The 19,127-nt window shown below is 55.0% G+C and carries 13 protein-coding genes; 6 read left to right on the top strand and 7 right to left on the bottom strand.

Annotated features, from left to right (window positions below):
* Positions 1-28: 28 nt before the first annotated feature.
* Positions 29-3,808: an NAD(P)-binding protein gene (locus ACOYA6_RS06815; protein ID WP_422654329.1), complete on the bottom strand. Its 3,780-nt coding sequence runs from the start codon at positions 3,806-3,808 to the stop codon at positions 29-31.
* An 826-nt stretch (positions 3,809-4,634) separates the two neighbouring features.
* Between ACOYA6_RS06815 and ACOYA6_RS06810 the strand changes: the two genes are divergently transcribed.
* From ACOYA6_RS06810 to ACOYA6_RS06790, 5 genes are all read left to right on the top strand, one after another.
* Positions 4,635-4,886: a helix-turn-helix domain-containing protein gene (locus ACOYA6_RS06810; RefSeq protein WP_138368950.1), complete on the top strand. Its 252-nt coding sequence runs from the start codon at positions 4,635-4,637 to the stop codon at positions 4,884-4,886.
* Between the two features lie 3 nt (positions 4,887-4,889).
* Entirely contained in the window at positions 4,890-6,197 is a 1,308-nt protein-coding gene (locus ACOYA6_RS06805) for a type II toxin-antitoxin system HipA family toxin (RefSeq protein WP_422654328.1), read from the top strand.
* A 105-nt stretch (positions 6,198-6,302) separates the two neighbouring features.
* The gene (gene yncE / locus ACOYA6_RS06800; RefSeq protein ID WP_422654327.1) at positions 6,303-7,364 is read left to right on the top strand and encodes a 7-bladed beta-propeller protein YncE; all 1,062 of its coding nucleotides are present in this window, start codon (positions 6,303-6,305) and stop codon (positions 7,362-7,364) included.
* A 10-nt stretch (positions 7,365-7,374) separates the two neighbouring features.
* Positions 7,375-9,369, top strand: a complete 1,995-nt coding sequence (locus ACOYA6_RS06795) for a TonB-dependent receptor domain-containing protein (RefSeq protein ID WP_223074037.1) — start codon at positions 7,375-7,377, stop codon at positions 9,367-9,369.
* Positions 9,370-9,501: 132 nt separating this feature from the next.
* Positions 9,502-10,683, top strand: a complete 1,182-nt coding sequence (locus ACOYA6_RS06790; protein WP_138368946.1) for an aminotransferase-like domain-containing protein — start codon at positions 9,502-9,504, stop codon at positions 10,681-10,683.
* 40 nt (positions 10,684-10,723) lie between these two features.
* On the opposite strand, the gene ACOYA6_RS06785 is transcribed toward ACOYA6_RS06790, so the two are convergent.
* Together ACOYA6_RS06785 and ACOYA6_RS06780 are read right to left on the bottom strand one after the other, a co-directional pair.
* Positions 10,724-11,560, bottom strand: coding sequence for an alpha/beta fold hydrolase (locus ACOYA6_RS06785; protein ID WP_138368945.1), 837 nt, complete (start codon positions 11,558-11,560; stop codon positions 10,724-10,726).
* A gap of 77 nt (positions 11,561-11,637) precedes the next feature.
* The gene (locus tag ACOYA6_RS06780; protein WP_422654511.1) at positions 11,638-13,041 is read right to left on the bottom strand and encodes an MFS transporter; all 1,404 of its coding nucleotides are present in this window, start codon (positions 13,039-13,041) and stop codon (positions 11,638-11,640) included.
* Between the two features lie 116 nt (positions 13,042-13,157).
* Here ACOYA6_RS06780 and ACOYA6_RS06775 point away from each other — a divergent pair, with 116 nt between their 5' ends.
* Entirely contained in the window at positions 13,158-14,063 is a 906-nt protein-coding gene (locus tag ACOYA6_RS06775) for a LysR family transcriptional regulator (RefSeq protein WP_039028771.1), read from the top strand.
* A 45-nt stretch (positions 14,064-14,108) separates the two neighbouring features.
* Here the strand turns inward: ACOYA6_RS06775 and ACOYA6_RS06770 are convergent, their stop codons facing one another.
* From ACOYA6_RS06770 to ACOYA6_RS06755, 4 genes are all read right to left on the bottom strand, one after another.
* On the bottom strand, positions 14,109-15,137 hold the full coding sequence (locus ACOYA6_RS06770) for a fimbrial protein (protein ID WP_422654326.1): 1,029 nt from the start codon (positions 15,135-15,137) through the stop codon (positions 14,109-14,111).
* A gap of 68 nt (positions 15,138-15,205) precedes the next feature.
* Positions 15,206-17,707 carry a fimbria/pilus outer membrane usher protein gene (locus ACOYA6_RS06765; protein ID WP_422654325.1) on the bottom strand — a complete coding sequence of 834 codons (2,502 nt, stop codon included), beginning with the start codon at positions 17,705-17,707 and terminating at the stop codon, positions 15,206-15,208.
* Between the two features lie 53 nt (positions 17,708-17,760).
* Entirely contained in the window at positions 17,761-18,429 is a 669-nt protein-coding gene (locus ACOYA6_RS06760) for a fimbrial biogenesis chaperone (RefSeq protein WP_422654324.1), read from the bottom strand.
* A 54-nt stretch (positions 18,430-18,483) separates the two neighbouring features.
* Complete coding sequence (locus ACOYA6_RS06755; RefSeq protein WP_422654323.1) at positions 18,484-19,095, bottom strand: fimbrial protein; 612 nt, start codon at positions 19,093-19,095, stop codon at positions 18,484-18,486.
* Positions 19,096-19,127: the final 32 nt, after the last annotated feature.

Below are 19,127 nucleotides of genomic sequence, written 5' to 3'. Positions count from 1 at the left end.
TGTTTTTTATGCACGAGAGTGTAGACCACTACGAAACGGAGTGCCGGTACGCAGACTGCCTGACCTTCTCCACCGCCACTTTTCCGGCGATAAATGCATGGTCAGAATTGTAGTACTCCCATTCGCTGTATCGTCCGGCAAGGGTAATGCCGTGCAGCAACAGCCATTTCCTGATCGTTTCGACATTCTCTTTGCGCTGCTGGTCATAGATAACGTAGGCGTAAGGGATGTCGATTTGATTGGTGGTGACGATCTCATCGTTCTGCGAGATGATCCCCACGTCGATGCACTCCTGAATGCATCTGTCGATCAGCGCCTGGCCGTCGGCTGGCAGAGGCTTATCCGGGGAGTAGCTGATCTCACAGGTCAGGCCGCATGCGCCCGCCGGGCTACAGAACGGGCTGGCGTTGCCCTGCACAAAAATACGATGAAATACCGTCTTACCGGCGTAGTAGATCCAGTGTTTATCGGTCAGATTGTCGCGATTAATCCCCAGGTTGACGCAGCGCACAGAGACATGACGCAGCCCTTTTACGGCTTTGCGAACATCCGGGGGCACTTCGTCGCCCATCAGGCGGATAAGTTCCGGCAACACCAGGGTGCTGATCATCTGTTCATAGCGATACTGTCTGCCGTCAGAGAGCACCACGATATGCTGGTTAACGTAGATTTTGCTGACCTCCGCGCCCGTCTCGATGCGGCCCTTAATATGCGGCACAAACCCGGACATCAGCGCCTGGAAACCGCCTTTCAGGGGATAGCCGAAACGCGCATTGGGCCCCATTGGCTTCGCGGTTTCACCCAGCGCACCCTCGATAATCTGATCCAGATCCGGCAGGGGGACGCGTCCACCCAGCCACGAGGTCTCCATTTCCGAGAGCGGCACCGTCCATAATTTTTTGTTGTAGGGAATAGCAAAATGGCGGGCGATCCCTTTGCCCCAGGTTTCATAGATGAAAGCTTCAAAGCTGCCTTCTGGCGGCGTCTGCTGGCCTGTGCTGGTGTAGTCTGGCACTGCGCCATCGGCACAGCAGTCATGATGGTGACGGGCGCTATTACTGCAGGTCGGGGCCATGCTTTTCACCTCAGAACCCGTGCCATATCGCGCCTCGATGGCACCCAGAATGCACTCTTTAATCACCGGCGCGGGCAGGCCGTAAAGCGATCCCTGGAAGGGGTAGCGGGTATACACGCCGTCGGTATAGACCCAGGCTTCGCGGATCTGCCAGTGGATATTGTCACCCAGCAGGATGTTGTACAGCGCCAGCACCTCCTCATCGGCGGAAAACATAATGTGCCCCGCATAGTCGAAGGTAAATCCTTTGTCCTGAACCGAGCGGCACAGGCCTCCCACTGTTTCATTGCGCTCCAGCAAGGTTGCCCCTTCGCCAAAATGGTAGGCCGCGCTAAGACCCGTCGGCCCGGCTCCCAGAATTAAACAGCGTTCGGCTTCTGCACCGCTTCTGGCCGGTGGGATCAGCCGTAAAACCGGCGGGGAAGAAAGGTCGTCGCTGGCGGCCTCCGCTGCGACTGTCGACCGGGCCTGATGGCGGGCAAACGCCTGTTCAATCAGCTCATGCATGTTCTGCACGGTTTTATCCCAGGAGGTACTGGCGATAATCTCTTGCATGATCTCGCGCTGCGAGGCGCGTTCTTCCTCTGATAACGCCAGTGCCTGTTCGCAGGCCACGACAAAGGCAGCATGATCCCGGGCGACGGCAACCACGTGGCCATAAGGTTTTTCGACATCGGCAATGGCGGTACTGACTACCGGCAGCTGCGCGGCCATGTATTCCAGCACTTTCGTTGGGCTTATAAAGCGCGTGGACTCATTCAGCGCAAACGGCATCAGGCAGACGTCCCAGCCGGCAAGGAAGTGGGGCAGGGCCTGGTAAGGCTGCATGCCGGGATAGTGAATATTGCTTCTTTGCGGCAGGGTCGACGGGTCGATCTTTACCACCGGCCCGACCATCACGATTTGCCACTCAGGATGCGCATCCGCGAGCGTTGCGATAAGCCCTAAATCCATCCGCTCGTCAATCACGCCGTAATAGCCCAGCCGCGGGTGGGGAATGTCATCCTGCAGCGGATGGTGATTCGTGCGATCCAGCGCCTGTTCAAAATGCACCGCATCCACGCTACTGGCAAAACAGTGAATGTTCGGATGGCGATCTTTCCTGGCGGCATACAGACTCGGCCCGCCGGTAAAGACGATATCCGCGCGCGTCAGCAGGGCTGATTCACGCTGCAGAAGCTGTCGGGGCGCTTTCTCAAAGGCGGCCAGTTCATCCATACAGTCGTACACCACGACGGCCGGGGTAAAGACTTTCAGCAGGGGGAGCGCCATCGGCGTGTAGAACCAGACGACCGGGGTTTCACCTTCATCGCGGATCTCTGACAGCAGCGTTTCCAGCCAGGCGATTTGCTCATCGTGAAAACCCGGTTCTGTAGACGGCGTATGCGGCTGGATGACGGTCACGTTAGGCGCGGGCTGGGTCATCTTCAGCTCCGCTTTACCCGCTGACCAGAGCGGCTCTTCGATAAATACAATCTGATAGTGCTCAGCAAGCCGCGTCAGCAGATGCTGCGGGCGCTGAAAAACAAAATCCCAGCGCAGGTGACTAAAAACATAAATTTTTTCCATGCCTGATACCTCTTTGCTGGTGCAAATATTGACGCCAGTTAAGTGTTGAAAGTGTTCCAGTCGGGACTGGGTTTGTTTAAGCGCACGGGCATAAACGGCATTAAGCTGCCTCTCTTTTTCTGGCGACAAATCCCATAAGCCCGAGTGGTGCCAGAGCGTGCTGTTCTCCCAGTCGGGTCGGTCAATAATCGGGTAAAGGCAAATCCCCACGAGCTCCACGCCTGCAAGCTGCGCCTGCGCCACCTCTGAAGCGATATCCTTAATCCAGGCGCCGCGCCCGCTACCCACATGGCTCGTTTCGGCAAGCAGAATCGGACGCTGATAGCGCTCCCAGGTCTCCTGCAACATTTCGTGCAACCGCCGTCGGCGATGGTCGCCCAGATGCCACGGCAGGCGCTGGTTGTTGCCCATAATCCACTGATTGTCGTGGTAATAATTGGCCCCAAGCAGATCCAGATAGCGGGGATGACCACCCAGTTCAGGCTCATGTCTGCCTGTAAGCATGTCCCACGCCTGAAACTGCGCGGTACGCAACGCCTCGGTTTGCTCAATGCTTGTGGGATCGCTATCCGGCGAAATCAGATGGATTAACGGGTCGCAATGTAAAATTCTCGCTCGCGGATCGGCCGCCCATATGGCATCGCAGGCGGCAATTGTGGCGCGAACCAGCTGTCGTTTGACCTGCATGCTTTCACCCGCGCCCGGTGGAGAAGTGGGGAACAGCCCCACCGCAATGCCCCAGGCTGTGAATGAGATCTCATTGATGGGCGAATAGACGGGCGGCTCGTCATACCAGGGGCGCAGAAACGCGGCCAGAGAACCGCATAAATGGGCGAAACGGGAGACAAATTCCTCGGAGAAAAAATCGATATCATCAGGAAAGCCGTAGTGACAGATCGTCCAGCAAATTTGCACGCCCGTTTCTTGTGCCGAAATCATCTTTTTGGCAACGGTAGTAAAGTCGTAACCGCCTGATTTATTGACAAGACGCCAGCCAACGCTCTCTCTTACCGTTGCAATGTTGAACGGTTCTAGCGCGCGGTAATCCTCTGTATGGCGTATGTCATGCTCAGTTGCGTTATCCATCGAAAGGGTATTACCTGCCCGCGTAACAAAATCCGCACCTTCAAAACCTGCCTGCCAGAACGACCTGAATATCGGCATATTGTTGCTCCGGAATGGGTAATCGTATTTTTAATAAATATTTCAAGCCTCGTTATTTAAAACGCCCGGCCATACTTGATTACCCATACTTACGGAGAAAAATAATGCAGAATAAAATCTGAGCCATGTTTATTGCAAAAACATTCAACCATAACCATCCCCTCCACATATTTCGTTAACAGCGGAATAGGGCAATAGCAACACCCCGGAGTTCACCCGTTTTATGTCTACGTCCTGTGTATCAATGCGAAAACACTGCTACCTTCTCTTTCAATGATAGTCGCGGATCCTGCTCCAGCGCGGGGTTTTTCAACCGACCTTCGCTTCGGTTATTAAAAATTCGAATAAAATCATCATGTGCTGGTGGCGCTTTTTTTATGCGTTACGGCTCGGTTAAACGATATTACGCCCTAACCACAGCTTAAAATAATCGCTGCCCGCTACGCTCGTTTCCTGCATATCTGTTCTGATGGCTCAAAACTGCGTCTGGTACTTTCGTCTTAGCCCGGGAAATATATACCCGATCCGCTTTTGTTATTAAATCTGTGCGGCTTAACGCTGGTGGAATATACATAAGGGGGCTCATCTGACAATCCATGAATACATACAAATTGTCATTAATGCTCATTAGTTACAACATACAATATGCTTTCATCAATAACCTGACATCAACATCGTGCCAGAGTACATCGCTTAACAGAGTAGAAAGGGCATAACCGTTATTCTATCCGTCATAGAGGATAAATTGAATTTAACCGCTATAGGGGTTATTCTTGTTTTATCCCCTACAGGGGATTTTCTTAGAATATCCGCTATGGGGGTAGGCATGAAGGTGACATCAGCTGGCGCGCTGGCTCAGGCTGTCCGGGATCAGCGTAAGGTCAATAAGTTAACGCAATCTGAGACGGCTGAACAGGTAGGCATTAAACAAACCACGGTATCGGATTTCGAGAACAAACCGGAATCCACCAAACTGGAGACGCTGTTTAAAATCCTCTCGGCGCTGGATCTGGAGCTGCATGTGGTGAAAAGAGGCTCTTCGCTGCCCGATAACACTACATGGACGAAGGAGTGGTAAGCGATGCGCGCACAACGTCTGACGGTTGCCATGAACGGCGACGTGGTGGGCACGCTGCATCGTGATGGCAGCGGTGCGATGTCCTTTGAGTATGCCCCCGGGTGGCTGGCAGAGCCGGGCGCGCGTGCTATCTCGCTGTCTCTGCCGCTACAGCATGGCAGGATCCGAGGAAAGCAGGTCTTCAATTTTTTCAGCAACCTGTTGCCAGATTCAGAGGCCATCATTGCCCGCATGCAGGCCCGCTTCCAGGTCGAAACGGCGCATCCTTTTGATCTGCTTGCCAGCGTCGGACGAGACTGCGTCGGTGCCATTCAGCTCTATCCACCGGGGCTGGAGATTCCGTCGGTGACGGATATTGTCGCCGAACCGCTGGATGATGCGCAGATTGCGGCGTTGCTTGAGGGCTACCAGATGGCGCCGCTCGGCATGAGCGAAGAGGAGGCCGATTTCCGCATCTCGCTGGCCGGCGCGCAGGAGAAAACAGCGCTGCTGTGGTATCAGGATCGCTGGCAGCGGCCCCAGGGCAGTACCCCAACCAGCCATATTTTCAAGCTGCCGATCGGCAGGATAGAGCAGAACAATATCGATCTTAGCGAGAGCTGTGAAAACGAGTGGCTTTGCCTGCGGATAGCGAAAGCCTTTGGATTCCCCGTTGCACAGGCCGAAATGGCGACCTTTAGTGGCAAAAAGGTGCTGATTATTGAGCGCTTCGATCGCCGTTGGGCCCGCAGCGGCTGGCTGATGCGTCTGCCGCAGGAGGATTTTTGTCAGGCGCTGGGCGTCTCTCCGGCACTGAAATATGAATCCCACGGCGGTCCCGGCATCGCCGACGCCATGAAGCTGCTGCTCGGCTCCCGCCTTGCCGGACAGGATCGTGAGATGTTCTTTAAAACGCAGATCCTGTTCTGGATGCTGGCTGCAATAGATGGTCACGGTAAGAATTTCAGCCTGTTTATCGAAGCGGACTCCTCGTTTCGCATGACCCCTTTATACGATGTGATTTCGGCATTTCCGCTGTTTGAAGCGGGGAGTATCCCGGCTAAAAAAGCGAAGATGGCCATGGCTTTACAGGGCAAAAACCGGCAATACCATTTCGCGACGATCCAGCCGCGCCACTTTATCAGTACCGCTGCGCACGCGGGGTATTCGCAGGAGTCCGCGCTAAAACTGATGAAAGAGATGGCCAGCCGCACCGACGACGTCATAGCGACCGTTACGGCGGAACTACCTGCGAATTTCCCGGAGCAGATAAGTGGGGCGATTTTCCGCGGTCTGGCAAGCCAGGCGGCAAAAATAGGGCGAATGGAGTAGATCAGTACAAAAATTGGTAGGGAAGTTACGCCCGTTTGCAATTGTTAATGATAGTTATTTTCATTATCATTTTTCTTTACGTAAGCAACTGTAAAGAAAAATAACATGATTAAAGCCTCTGCCGTAATGAACAAAACCCTGTGCGCGCTCGTCATTTCCCTGGCGATGCACTCGGGGTCAGTATTCGCCGAAACCTTCACCGAAAAGGATTTCGTCTCCCAGCCGCTTGGGCATGGCGTCTACGAACTGGCCTGGGACAAAGGCCAGCAGGCGCTTTACGCTGCCTCCGCGCCTTCATTCGATAAAGACAAAACGGACGGGTTAGTCTTTAAGCTGGCGGCGCAGTCACTGCAAATTGACGCGAAAATCCCCATGGAGCGTCGCACGTTTGCCGTCGCGCTGGATGAAGAAAACCATATTCTCTATCTCGGCAACGCGCTGGAAGGGTCAGTGACGCTGCTCGATACGCGCACCGACAAAGCCATCAAAACCCTTCAGCTGAGCGACAATTCCGATCCGGAAAAGAGAGCCCACGTGCGTGAAGTGGTACTGGATAAGAAGCATCAGCGTCTGTACGTCTCCGGGATAGGGCGTAAGGATAAAGGCCTGCTCTGGGTGGTGGATACGCAGAAGCAGGAGCTTGCCCAGACCCTGCAAAAACTGGAGCCGGTCGGTTTTGCGGTAGATGAAGCGGGCGACAAAGTCTATGTCGTCTCCGGCAGCGGCGAACTGATCACCCTCGATGGCAAAACGTCGCAGTTGCTTAATCGCGTGAAAGTCGATCCCGCCGATCCGGAACATTATTTCCTCAACATCGCGCTGAACACCGCCAGGGGCGTAGGCTATATCGCCGACACCAACACCAAAGACGTGCTGGTTGTGCAACTCGACTCCGGCAAGCTGCTCCATCGCGTTCCGACCCCAAACTCCGTTGCCGTGCTGTACAACCCGGCGCGGGAAGAGGTCTACGTCACTCACCGTAACGATCGCCAGATTAGCGTAATCGACGCGACCAGCAATCGCCTGAAACACACCATTAAAACCACGGCGATGCCAAACAGCCTGGTGCTGTCTGCCGATGCCAGCACGCTCTATGCCAGCGTCAAGCAGGATGAGAAAGCCAACCAGGCTGACTACGTGCTCAAGATTGATTTAACTAAGTTCTGAGGATCCTGTTGTGATAAAGCAAACACGCATGGCCGTGGCGGTTTCGCTCGCCCTGGCTAACCTTCCTGCGGCCGTTTTCGCCGCAGAAACTACCGCCGTTAACGAAGATGAGCTGGTCGTCACCGCGACCGGCTTCAGCCAGGAACGTCGCGAAGCACCCGCAACCATCTCCGTGGTAAATGAAAAGGAGCTGAACACCCGCTCGAACCAGAACGTCACGGAAGCCCTGCGCGAGATGCCGGGCGTCCTGGTGGGCAACGGCCACGGCAGCCTGGCGACGGGCGATGTCCAGATGCGCGGGATGGACTCCACCTATACCTCATACATGGTGAACGGCATCAAACAGGCCACCCGTGAATCCCGTCCGTACGGCCACCATATCGGCACCGAAGCGGCCTTTATGCCGCCGCTGGCCGCCATCGAGCGGATCGAAGTGATCCGCGGGCCAATGTCCTCGCTCTATGGGTCTGACTCCATCGGCGGCGTGGTCAACGTCATCACCAAAAAAGCCTATAACCTGGAGAAGTGGACCGGCGTCCTGGAGGATAATTACTTCCTGCAGGAGAAGAGCGAGTACGGCAACACCAACCAGACCAATGCCTTTGTGATGGGCCCGGTGATCCCCGGTAAACTTGGGGTGAGCCTGGCCGCGGATTATCTCGATCGCCGTGACGATGACAGCATCAACGATGAGCGTTTTGTGAAGCATCAGTCCGGCAATCTGGATGCGACGATCTCCATGTCGCCAACCGACACCCAGCTTTGGGATCTGAACGCCACCAAAGGCAATCAGGAGAAGACGCATAACGATAAGCAGTGGTACTGGGGCTTTGACCGCGACGCGGCTTCGCTGTCACAACATGCCTGGTACGGCGACATACTGGAAGTGAAGAACTTCGTCAGCTACGAGAAAGCGAAGACCGAGTACCGCGTGCCGGGGATGTCCTCGCAGTTTATTACCCAGAAGAACTACGAAGCGAACAGCGCCAACATCTTTACCCTGGGCGACCACAAGCTGACGCTGGGCGTGAACTTTACCCGCAACGAACTGGATGATGAGTTCGGCATTAAGGATAAAGAAGCGCCGGGCGTCACGCCGGTGAGCGAGATTTCGCGTAATGGCTGGGCGGTATTTGCTGAAGACGCGTGGATGATTGTGCCGGACTTCACCCTGACCACCTCGGCGCGTCTCGATCATGACAGCTATTTCGGTTATCACGTCACGCCTAAGATCTACGGCAACTGGACCATTGATGAGAGCTGGGCGCTGAAGGGCGGCGTGTCGGCCGGGTATAAGAAACCGGATCTGCGCCAGAATAACGAAGGCTTCACCAGCGTGTATGGCGCTTACCCTTATTCTGAGATCGGCATCGGTAATGATGATCTGAAACCGGAAGAGAGCGTCAACACCGAGCTGGGCCTGTACTGGCAGCAGGACGCGCTGGCGCTGGATGCGACCATCTTCTACACCAAATTCAAGGACAAAATCAGCGACCGCGTGATTTGTACCGCATCAGACACGCAGACGTGTACTTATAACGGTTACGTCGCGGACTCCGTCTTCCAGTACGCCAACGTCAGCGACGCTGAGATCTACGGTCTGGAGCTGAACGGCGACTGGCAGGTAACGTCATCGTTAAGAGCCAACGCGAACTATACCTATACCCACAGCGAGCAGAAAAGCGGCGACTACAAAGGCTATGCCCTGAGCGATTTCCCGGAAAGCATGGCCAACGTCTCTCTGACCTGGAACGCGGTGAACGACCTCGAACTTTGGACCAAAGCGAGCTGGCGCAGCACCTCGCCGGACATCGGCAAATCCAGCGAAACCGAAGCCTACGCGCTGGTCGATCTGGGGGCGCGTTATCACCTGAACAAGAACGTTACGCTGATGACCGGGATCTATAACCTGTTCGATGCTAACCCGATTTACCGCACCTCCTATAACCAGTCTTCGATGCTGGAAGGCCGCCGCTATAACTTCGGCGCCCGTATCGAATTCTGATCCTTCTGCCGGAGCCGTCGTGCTCCGGCCTCTTCAATTGTTATTCCTCGTTTTTCTGCCGCAGAAAGTGATTATCAAAGCCGCCGACATGTGATACTTAAACTGGGATACAACAAACCAGGATAATAAAAGATGTCGCACAACAAAATTGCCCACAAAGTACAAAACCTCCAGTCATCAGCGATCAGAGAACTATTAAAACACAGCAAGATGGAAGGGGTGATTTCACTCGGTGGGGGCATTCCTAACCCGGATCTTTTCGATCGCGAAGGGCTGGAAATGGCAATGGAAAAAGTGCTCTCCAGCACCTGGAAAGACGCTTTCCAGTACGGCCTGAGCGAGGGTAGCCCGGAGCTGCGCGGGGAAATATGCCAGCTGCTGAGCGGCCGGGGGATTCGCTGCGGTATTGACGAGGTGGTCGTCACCTCCGGCTCACAGCAGTCGCTGGATATTCTGGCGCGGGCGCTGATTAATCCGGGCGATATTGTGGTCGTCGAACGTCCAACCTATCTCGCGGCCCTACAGGTTCTGCAGTTAGCGGAAGCTAACCTGATGTCGGTGGGTACCGACGGCGAAGGGATGATCGTCGATGAGCTCGAAGCGCTGGTTAAGACCACGCCGATCAAAGCTGTTTATATCGTCCCGACGTTTGGCAACCCTGGCGGCGTGACCCTGGCAGAGCCGCGTCGCAAGCAGTTAGTGGAATTAGCGCAGCGTTACGATTTCGTCATTATCGAAGACGATCCCTACGGCGAAATCAATTTTACCGACAAAACCTTCACCCCATTAAAAGCCTGGGCGGCGGAAATGGGCTGCAGCGATAACGTGATTTACACCTCGACGTTTTCAAAAATCCTCGCGCCGGGCGCAAGGGTAGGCTGGTTAGTGCTGCCGGACTGGGTGAAACGTCAGGTTGTCATTCTGAAGCAGGCCACCGATCTGCACACCAGCACCTTGTCGCAATCGCTCACTTACCACTATCTGACGACCGGCCGTCTGGCGGGGCAAATCGCGTTGATCCGCGACGCCTATAAACATAAATGCGAGATCCTCTGTCAGGCAGTGGAAAGCGAGCTGGGCGAACATCTGACGTTCCACAAGCCGATGGGCGGCATGTTCCTGTGGGCGAAATTTAAATACGAGATGAACACCACCGAGTGGCTGAAAAAGACGCTCAACAACGGTGTGGTCTATGTGCCAGGTGAGTTCTTCTACTGCAACGAGCCGGATCACGCCACGCTGCGCATGTCTTATGTCAGCGTCACGGATGAGAATCTGAAGGAAGCGGTCCTGCGGTTGAAAGCCTCGCTGTAAGTTCCCGGAGCGGGTGGCACAGACCACCCGTTTCAGGTTGTCAGCTGCGAATAAATTCCAGTAAGTCTTTGTTGATGGTATCAGGGTGCGTGGTGTGCATCCCGTGCGGATAGCCCGGATAGACCTTAAGCGTGCTGTTGCTGATGAGCTCATCCTGAAGCAGGCTGGCGTTCTTATACGGCACCACCTGATCGTCATCGCCCTGCAAAATAAGCACCGGCACGGTAATCGCTTTCAGATCTTCAGTCTGATCCGTTTCTGAAAACGCTTTAATACCTTCATAGTGCGCTTTCGCGCTGCCAATCATCCCCTGTCGCCACCAGTTCTGGATGGTTCCCTGCGATATTTCAGCTCCGGTTCGGTTAAAACCGTAGAACGGGCCGGTCGCCACATCGAGGTAAAATTGCGCCCGGTTGGCGGCCAGCGCTTGACGGAATCCGTCAAACACCTCAAGCGGCGTACCGCCCGGATTATCCGGTGTTTTCACCATCAAAGGCGGTACGGCGCTGATCAACACCGCTTTCGCCACGCGACCCTGCGGTTGTCCGTATTTCGCCACATAGCGCGCAACCTGCCCGCCGCCGGTGGAATGGCCGACATGCACCACATTGTGTAAATCCAGATGTTCAACGACGGCCGAAACATCGGCGGCGTAATGGTCCATATCGTGCCCGTCGCTGACCTGGCTTGAACGACCATGACCGCGACGGTCGGTGGCGATAACGCGGAAGCCTTCAGCTAAAAAGAATAACAGCTGGTTATCCCAGTCGTCCGCGCTTAATGGCCAGCCGTGGTGGAAGAAGATAGGTTGTGCATCTTTGGGACCCCAATCTTTATAGAAGATACTGACATCATCTTTGGTGGTGACAAATGACATGGTAGACCTCTCGGGGAGTGAAAGAACCTGAGTGAAGTGGGCTGCATTCAGGTGAAGACGTACAGCCGCTAAGAAGTCTAGTTGAGATAATTAACGGCTGCCTGCGTTTTGCGCAGTCGACTCAGGCTACACACCACCGACGCGACAGACGTCGCCACCGCCACCCACAGCGCAAAATGGACGGCACGTTCATTCAACGTCTGGCCGGTTTCGGGCGTTATGATGGTCAGCAAAATCCCCACAACGGCGGCACCCAGACACTGCCCGAACGTCCGAGCAACAGACAACACCCCGGAGGCATAGCTGGCGTGCTCGCGAGAAACATTCGACAGCATTTCCCGGTTGTTAGGGCTCTGAAAGCAACCAAATCCGATGCCGCACACCAGACTGCGCAGGCAGATATCCCAGGCAGAAGGCGCGGCGGGCAGCATCGCCAGCAGGATCAACCCCACGACAAAAATAGCCAGCCCGATGGTTGAGATCAGCGGCGCAGAAATCGTGTCCGCCCAGCGGCCTGCATGAGGCGCGATCAGCACGATGCCGAGTGGCCACGGGATAAAAAGCAGTGCGGAAACGACAGGGCTGTAGCCATATACGCTCTGGAACAGGAAAGGCAGGGCGATAAAGGTAATTCCCTGGCTGATAAACGAGGCCAACGAGGTCAATGCCGCGAGGGTAAAACGCCCGTTGCTGAAAATGGCGGGGGGCAGTAACGGTGCCCGGGCACGGCGGATATGCCAGATAAACAGAACCGTGCTGACCAGCGCGACAAGCCCCCAGCAGACAGCCACGAGATGAAGACTGTTCGCCGCCATAATCATTGAACCTAAAAGCACCGCCGAGAGCACCGCGCCGGGCGCGTCGAACGCCGCTTTTTCGGACGTTGATTTTCCGGGTAATGCCTTGCCAGCCAGCAGCAGCGCGACGCTTCCGGGAATGATGTTAATTGCAAACAACCACTGCCAGCTCAGAATATCCAGTATTGCGCCGCCCAGCACGGGCGCAACGGCGGTACTGGAGGCAATCAGCAGGGCGTGCAGGCCCAGCACGCGACCGAGCAGCCGGCCCGGAAAGACGGAACGCAGGATCGCCGGGGCAATACTCAACGTGGCCGCGCCGCCGATCCCCTGCAAGACACGCATCCCGGTGAGCATTTCCGGGGTTGTTGCCAGCGCACAACCCAGCGATGTCAGCGTAAAGGTGGCGAGTCCGGCCAGAAAAATAGGACGGGTGCCGTAGAGGGTGGCGAGCGAGGCGAAAATCATCAGCGTCATGGCGGCGGCAAGCAGATAACCGTTGGCGAACCAGACCGCGTAACTTGCGGGCACATGCATTGCCTGTGCCATAGATGGCAGAGCAATGTTAATCATGGTGCCATCGAAAACGCCCATCAATGTGGTCATCATTACGGCGAACATTACCCGGGCGCGCTCCCGGCCTGGCAGCCCGTCATCACCGGGTTGGTATGAAAATAGCGTCATCATCTGCACTCCTGAAGTCGGTTTTGATGACGAAACTATAAGCGCGGGATATATAAGGCGGAAGACGCATGGTTTACACTTAATCATTGCACGTAACGCCTTATCTGAGGTTCATCATGTCCGATCCCGATTTTAACCTGCTGGTCGCACTCGACATCCTGCTGGCAGAAGCCAGCGTTGCGGGGGCCGCGCGCCGCTTAAACCTGAGTACATCCGCCATGAGCCGCACGCTCAGCCGCCTGAGAGAAGTGACGGGCGATCCGCTCCTGGTGCGGGCCGGACGTAATATGGTGCTGACGCCCTGGGCGGAAGCCTCCCGGGAGCGCGTCAGAAATGCGGTGCAGGAGGCGAGGGCGGTGCTGCAGCCGTCAATGGAGACATTGCAGGTGGAGAAACTGGCGCGGCTTTTTACCATCAGAGCCAATGATGGATTTGTCGTCGCGTTTGGCCCGGCGCTGATTGCCGCCGTGGCTGAGGCCGCGCCGGACGTCTGTCTCCGCTTTGCGCCGAAGCCTGAAAAAACGTCACGCTATCTGCGGGAGGGGCTCGTTGATCTGGAAATTGGCGTTCAGAGCAATATGGGACCTGAAATTCGTCTGCAACGGCTTTTTCAGGACAGGTTCGTTGGCGCAGTGCGTAAGACGCATCCGCTGGCATCATTACCGGAAATCGGCGTGAAGGAGTATGTCGCCTGGGGTCATGTGGTGGCCGCGCCCGACGGATCGTTACACGGTTTTGTGGATGATGCGCTGGCGGAGTCAGGCCTGACGCGAAAAGTGGCGAGCGTGGTACCGGGTTTTCCTACGGCATTATCCGTGGCACTGGCATCCGATTTTATCGCCATGGTGCCGGCGCTGTATTTGCTCAATCAGCAGATGACGGAGCAACTGCATGTGTTCGAACTGCCCTTTAAAACCCGGAGCATAACGGTGTCGCAGATGTGGCATCCGAGAATGGAAAAGGATCCGGGGCATCGCTGGCTGAGAGAGAAAGTGCTTCAGGTGTGTCGGGACGTACGGTGACGAACCGAAACAGACCCGAAGGTAGCTCCCTCAGGGTCTTGTTTCTCAGTTATAAATCAGGCTAAAGGTCGCAAGACTGTCGGCTTGCCCGGCGGTCGCCTGCGGAGCCGTGCGAACATACTGGGCATCATAATTCAGACTGAACTGCGTCTGGTTAGCACTGTTGGCAAAGGCTTCGACACCGGTACTGTTAAGCGGGACGGGCTTACCCTGTGCGGAGCCATAGCTGTCACCGTACAGGAGGCGGATCCCCGCGCCGGTGGCCGCCCCGTCTTGCTGGCTCAGGGTAAAGACATCATTATTTGCCCCGTCTTTTTCCGTGGGCCCAAAAAAGCCTATCTTCACGGCGTTGGTTTGCGACGCTTCGCAGGAAAGGGGGATCGTGAAGCGATGTTTTTCCCCATCGATGCCGTTATTAAGATCGCTGACGCTGGTCTGCCCCATGTTCACGCTAATGTTGGCATCAGTGATGTAACAACTCGATTTATGCACTTTCAGGTCCGTTGCCGCCACTTCTACAGTCACACCCGCCTCGGATATCACCGCACCACTGGCATCTTCGAGAATCAGCTTTCCCGCCCTGATTTGTCCACTGTTTGGCTGTTCGTAGATAATCTCCGGCGCGGTTTTGTAGAACACAACGAAGAACTGGGTGGCCATTTGCGAAGGATCACTGGTGTTACATACCGCCACGCTGTCATCACCCGCCGCGATGTAGTGTACGGGCTGGCCCGCGCAGTGGGTGGTCTCCCTGACGCCCACGGCAAACCCTACGCCGGGAATATCGGGAACGTCATAAACCGATGCCGGTGCGCCCGTCCCGTTAGGCGCCACGCCACTCACGCCAGAGACGGTTAAGCCGCTGTCTGCGACAAAACGCATTGTGACCGGGCCCGTGCCTTCAGCGCAGTTATAAAATGAGCGATTCTCCTGCCCCAGAATCGCACCAGACAGCATTGAGCCCGGGGAAAGTGACGGGTTATCCGTAATGGAGTAATTCTGGAAGTTGATAATCGCATCGTTCATTGTGGGTGGACAGCTCTGTGCTGCAACGGCCTGAAAGGGAAAAGACATAATGCAGCCTGCCAGGACTGTTATTACCCGAAATAGCGTTGTCATTTTTTTCACATCATCCTCTTTCTTTAATCGCATTTTTCCACCAGCAGCCTGACGGGACTGAATTCTGTTGCTGCAGGCAAGGTGATGGGAGTCGAACAACGGACTGTCTGCCCCTGCTGGCGCCAGCTGGCATGCAGCACACCGCGCAGGGGTACGCCGCTCAGATAGACTTGTCCGCCATCACCCACAATCCCTTTACTGGATGTCGCGTTTTCAGCGCCGGAGACAAAGGCGTTGGCACCGAACGGGAGGGGACGCCCCTGCCAGGTGAGCGTAATCAGGGTTCTTACTCCAACATGGGTGTGGTAATTCGCCAGAACCACCGCGCCGCTGGTAGGAACGACCGTCTGACTGTTTTGTTCAAGATCAACCTCATCCGCCAGCGTTTCGGTATCCAGTGAAAGCGTATTCTTGTGGTACGCCGAGAGTGTGGGCATGACGGCGTAGCCGCGGGAATCGGTATGAACATTGGTAGCCCCTTCAATCTGCACGTCAGGTGCGCCTTCTGCGCGGATCAGGCCAATGGTGTCGCCAAGGCTTTGGCTCAGCGTCACGCCATATTGCGTCGCCACAATGCCACCGGCCGCACCGTAGTTAAGACGATCGTTATAGCGATCGTGGCTGTAACCGATGCTGGCGCTGCCCGAACCGCCATGCCAGGCCAGCGCCAGATTGCTGTTGGCAACATGGGCCTGATTATCAAAACCTTGCTGGATGTTGTAGCTGAGCTGATCCTGTGAAAGCGCCGTTCCGTACAGGGAAACCTGTTGCGTGGTGTGGCCATTCAGATTGTTGTTGAGACTGTAACTGGTGGTGCCGCCAGGCAACCAGCGGCTTAGCGGAACGCTCACGCTCAGGTTGACCGAACGCTCGTTGTCGCTGTCATCTGAACTTGAGCGTGTGAGGTAGTAGCCCAGGCTCCAGGAGATGCCCTTATAGTTGGCGTAATATCCCACGTGCACGGTCTGATCTACGGCAGAAGAGTCCCAGTATTTCTGTCGATAAAACGATGCGCTGATGTTGCCCCAGCCACCAAAATCCTGCGTCAGGCTGAACTCTGTCCGGTGACGGCGGTTTTCAATGTGCTGGTCGGGATCCCGATAATTATTCGCTTCGCTAAAGCTGTAAAAATCGCGGGTTGTGTAGTGGTTACTGGACAGATCGAGGGAAGTATCCGTCGTGGCAAAATTTTTATGGTACTGGGCGCGCAGCTGCTGACCGTGACCTTTTTTGTTGTCGGTGAGCTGTGCGCGGGCAGCAAGGGTATCGATACCCAATGCCCCCAGTTGGCCAAAATCCTTGCCGACGCCAATGGCCAGCGCCTGATAGTGGTTGGATAACTGCGCGCCGCCATAAAGCGTGAGGCTTGAAGGCAAGCCATAGAAAGCAGATGCCTGGATAAAGGCTGGCGTCTCGCCATCCGTATCCGGGCGGGTAAATTTACCGGCACTGGCGCTGAATTTGACGCGTCCTTCACGCAGCATAAAGGGCACAGCAGACCACGGCTGGGTGAAGTTTCGCTCGCTACCGTCACTTTCGCGGATCGTGATGTCGAGGTCGCCACTCTGGGCGGTCGGGAACAGGTCGTTAATGACGAACGCGCCGGGCGCAACGTAGGTTTCATAGATGATGTAACCATGCTGACGAACGGTGATGCGGGCATTGCTATGGGCAATGCCACGGATGGTCGGCGCAAAACCGCGCTCGCTGTCGGGGAGCATATTTTCATCAGAGGCAAGCTGCATCCCGGTGAATTGAAAACTGTCGAAGACGTCGCCGGAGGTGTATCCATCCCCCAGCATCAGTTCGCTTTTCCAGCGTTTAATTGCCCGTTTGACCGACGTACCCTGCGTTTGCCAGTGATGACCAGCGCCGTATTCAACCGAGGAGGCATTGCGGACGCGCCACGGGCCAAGGTTAAAACCGGAACGGAGGCTCAGAAAACTGTCACTGTCGTGAATGTCGTTGATATTGGTTGTCGATCCCGTCAGGTTGTAATCGACAAAGGCCGCGGGGATCCCTTCATCCCACTGTTCAGGCGGGATAAAACCCCGGTTTTTTTGCCGCATTGCCGCCTGCGGAATGCTGAAGTCCAGACGGTGGGCGGCGAAATCGAACTTGACTGCCGCATCGGGTATGAATTTTCCGGGGTCGGAAAAGGTATCGCCTTTATGCAGGGCCTGAAACGCCGGAAATGCCCCGGTGTTCACACCCAGCCGGGAAAGGTAGCCAGCATCCAGAACCGGTACCAGCTGTGCATCCTGCTGGATAAATTCCAGCTCGCGTTCATCGACCTGGGTCTGGTTAACGAAAACAGAAACTTTGTAGCGCCCGGGCTTTTGCCCGCCTTGCCGGGAAAACCAGCTCAGGTCACTTGTTTGCTGCTGCCCGGAGGTGATCTCTAATGCATGAGGATCGAAATAGTCATCTGCCTGTGCCTGTCGCAGGCCACAACTTAGGGTTAGCGCGCCGGTGAAAATAACCAGGCTGAATCGGTCGACGCTGTTTAGGGGGGAGGTTTTCATTAACAGAGATTGGCCTGGTACCGTTATAAAAACGATTCGTTGCCAGACGCATTTCAGGACTGGGTGGCCAGGCGGGTCAGCCCACCAAAATCGTTGATCGCTTGCCAGCTAATGGCTCCCGCACAGGTTGTATTCCAGCTACGCTCGGCAAACGGATCCACCATACCAGGATCGTTTAATTCTGTATTACCCACCTTGACCCGATAAAAGGAGACGAACCATGGCGAAGGATTTTTCACGGTCAATCTGTTACCGGAGCAGGTAAATTTCAGCTGCTTATAGGCCAGAGCGGCATCACCTTTTAAGCCAGATGGACGGAAAAAGAGTTTGAATTTCGATTTGACGTTTATCTGCAGTTTATTGCTGTTTGCTTTCCTGGTTGGCGCAATGTTTTTGACATTGAGCCAAAAAACGGACTCACGGTCAGAAGGCAAAGGGGTGCCCAGATAGCTGATCCGCAGCGTATTTTTTTGCTCAGCATCAAGACGAAATAAGGTTGGCGTGACAACAAACGGAGGGGCTGATTTATCGGTGCTGCTAAAGTTTTCTATCCAGGACTGGATTAAATAGGGAGTCTCTTTTTCCATATTGGTAATTGAAAAGGCAACTTCCCGTTGCCCTTGAGGATAAACAACACGCGTTCCGCCCATGACGACACCGGCATGTGCTGAAAGGGAATAGCCCAATGACAAAAACAGTATTGCTAATGTTTTATTATCCATGTTGATTTCCGCTGAGAATTAAATAAGCAGAATATTTTCTGCTTATTTGACAAATTAGTTATAAACCATCAGGAAGTTCGCATCTGCATCTGCTTCACCGGTGGTGACGTTGTCAGCGGTGGCATTGTAGTTTGCGTAAAAATTGAGGGTTGTAGAGTCTTCGCCTTCGGCGAGAGTGACGCTTTTGGAGACATCGCCAATTTTAATCTGAGTATTACGATCGCTTTCGTACAGCTTAACGGCCACGCCTGTTGCCGTATTTCCGTCGCTGTCTACGGCGGAATTCAGGCCCAGCAGCGCATTATCGGTAGCGTCTTTTGTACCATCGAACAGAACGGCAACGGATTTGACCGAGTCAGGGCATCCCTCCACCGAAATATGGAAAGGGGTACGGGTGGTCTCTTTTTGGGTTGCAAAGTAAGAGGCGGCCCATGTGCCCAAATCCACAGTCTGACCCGCGGTATCCGTGCTGACGTTGCAGGATGCGTCAGTAATTTTTCCGGTGAAATGGACCACGCCGCCGGTGCCCTGAGTACCTGTATCAGAGCCCGGATTCGTATTCATGCCATTATCACTGTTACCTGACGGAAGAGCAGCCAGCGCACTTGCACTGGTCATCATTAACGTACAGACGGTGACTGCCACAATATTTTTTTTATTGATCATGCCTACTTTTCCCTTTTTCTAAAACGGCTTTA

This window comes from Leclercia barmai (assembly GCF_049312895.1).
Classification (GTDB): Bacteria; Pseudomonadota; Gammaproteobacteria; order Enterobacterales; family Enterobacteriaceae; genus Enterobacter; species Enterobacter barmai.
Note: the sequence above shows the minus strand (reverse complement) of the source record. Positions and strands in the feature narration are given on the sequence as shown.

Bases quoted from the DNA above. Each gene is read 5' to 3' on its own strand.
- ACOYA6_RS06815 (WP_422654329.1), bottom strand. From the start codon at position 3,808: ATGCCGATATTCAGGTCGTTCTGGCAGGCAGGTTTTGAAGGTGCGGAT.
- ACOYA6_RS06810 (WP_138368950.1), top strand. From the start codon at position 4,635: ATGAAGGTGACATCAGCTGGCGCGCTGGCTCAGGCTGTCCGGGATCAG.
- ACOYA6_RS06805 (WP_422654328.1), top strand. From the start codon at position 4,890: ATGCGCGCACAACGTCTGACGGTTGCCATGAACGGCGACGTGGTGGGC.
- yncE (WP_422654327.1), top strand. From the start codon at position 6,303: ATGATTAAAGCCTCTGCCGTAATGAACAAAACCCTGTGCGCGCTCGTC.
- ACOYA6_RS06790 (WP_138368946.1), top strand. From the start codon at position 9,502: ATGTCGCACAACAAAATTGCCCACAAAGTACAAAACCTCCAGTCATCA.
- ACOYA6_RS06785 (WP_138368945.1), bottom strand. From the start codon at position 11,560: ATGTCATTTGTCACCACCAAAGATGATGTCAGTATCTTCTATAAAGAT.
- ACOYA6_RS06780 (WP_422654511.1), bottom strand. From the start codon at position 13,041: ATGACGCTATTTTCATACCAACCCGGTGATGACGGGCTGCCAGGCCGG.
- ACOYA6_RS06775 (WP_039028771.1), top strand. From the start codon at position 13,158: ATGTCCGATCCCGATTTTAACCTGCTGGTCGCACTCGACATCCTGCTG.
- ACOYA6_RS06770 (WP_422654326.1), bottom strand. From the start codon at position 15,137: ATGTCTTTTCCCTTTCAGGCCGTTGCAGCACAGAGCTGTCCACCCACA.
- ACOYA6_RS06765 (WP_422654325.1), bottom strand. From the start codon at position 17,707: ATGAAAACCTCCCCCCTAAACAGCGTCGACCGATTCAGCCTGGTTATT.
- ACOYA6_RS06760 (WP_422654324.1), bottom strand. From the start codon at position 18,429: ATGGATAATAAAACATTAGCAATACTGTTTTTGTCATTGGGCTATTCC.
- ACOYA6_RS06755 (WP_422654323.1), bottom strand. From the start codon at position 19,095: ATGATCAATAAAAAAAATATTGTGGCAGTCACCGTCTGTACGTTAATG.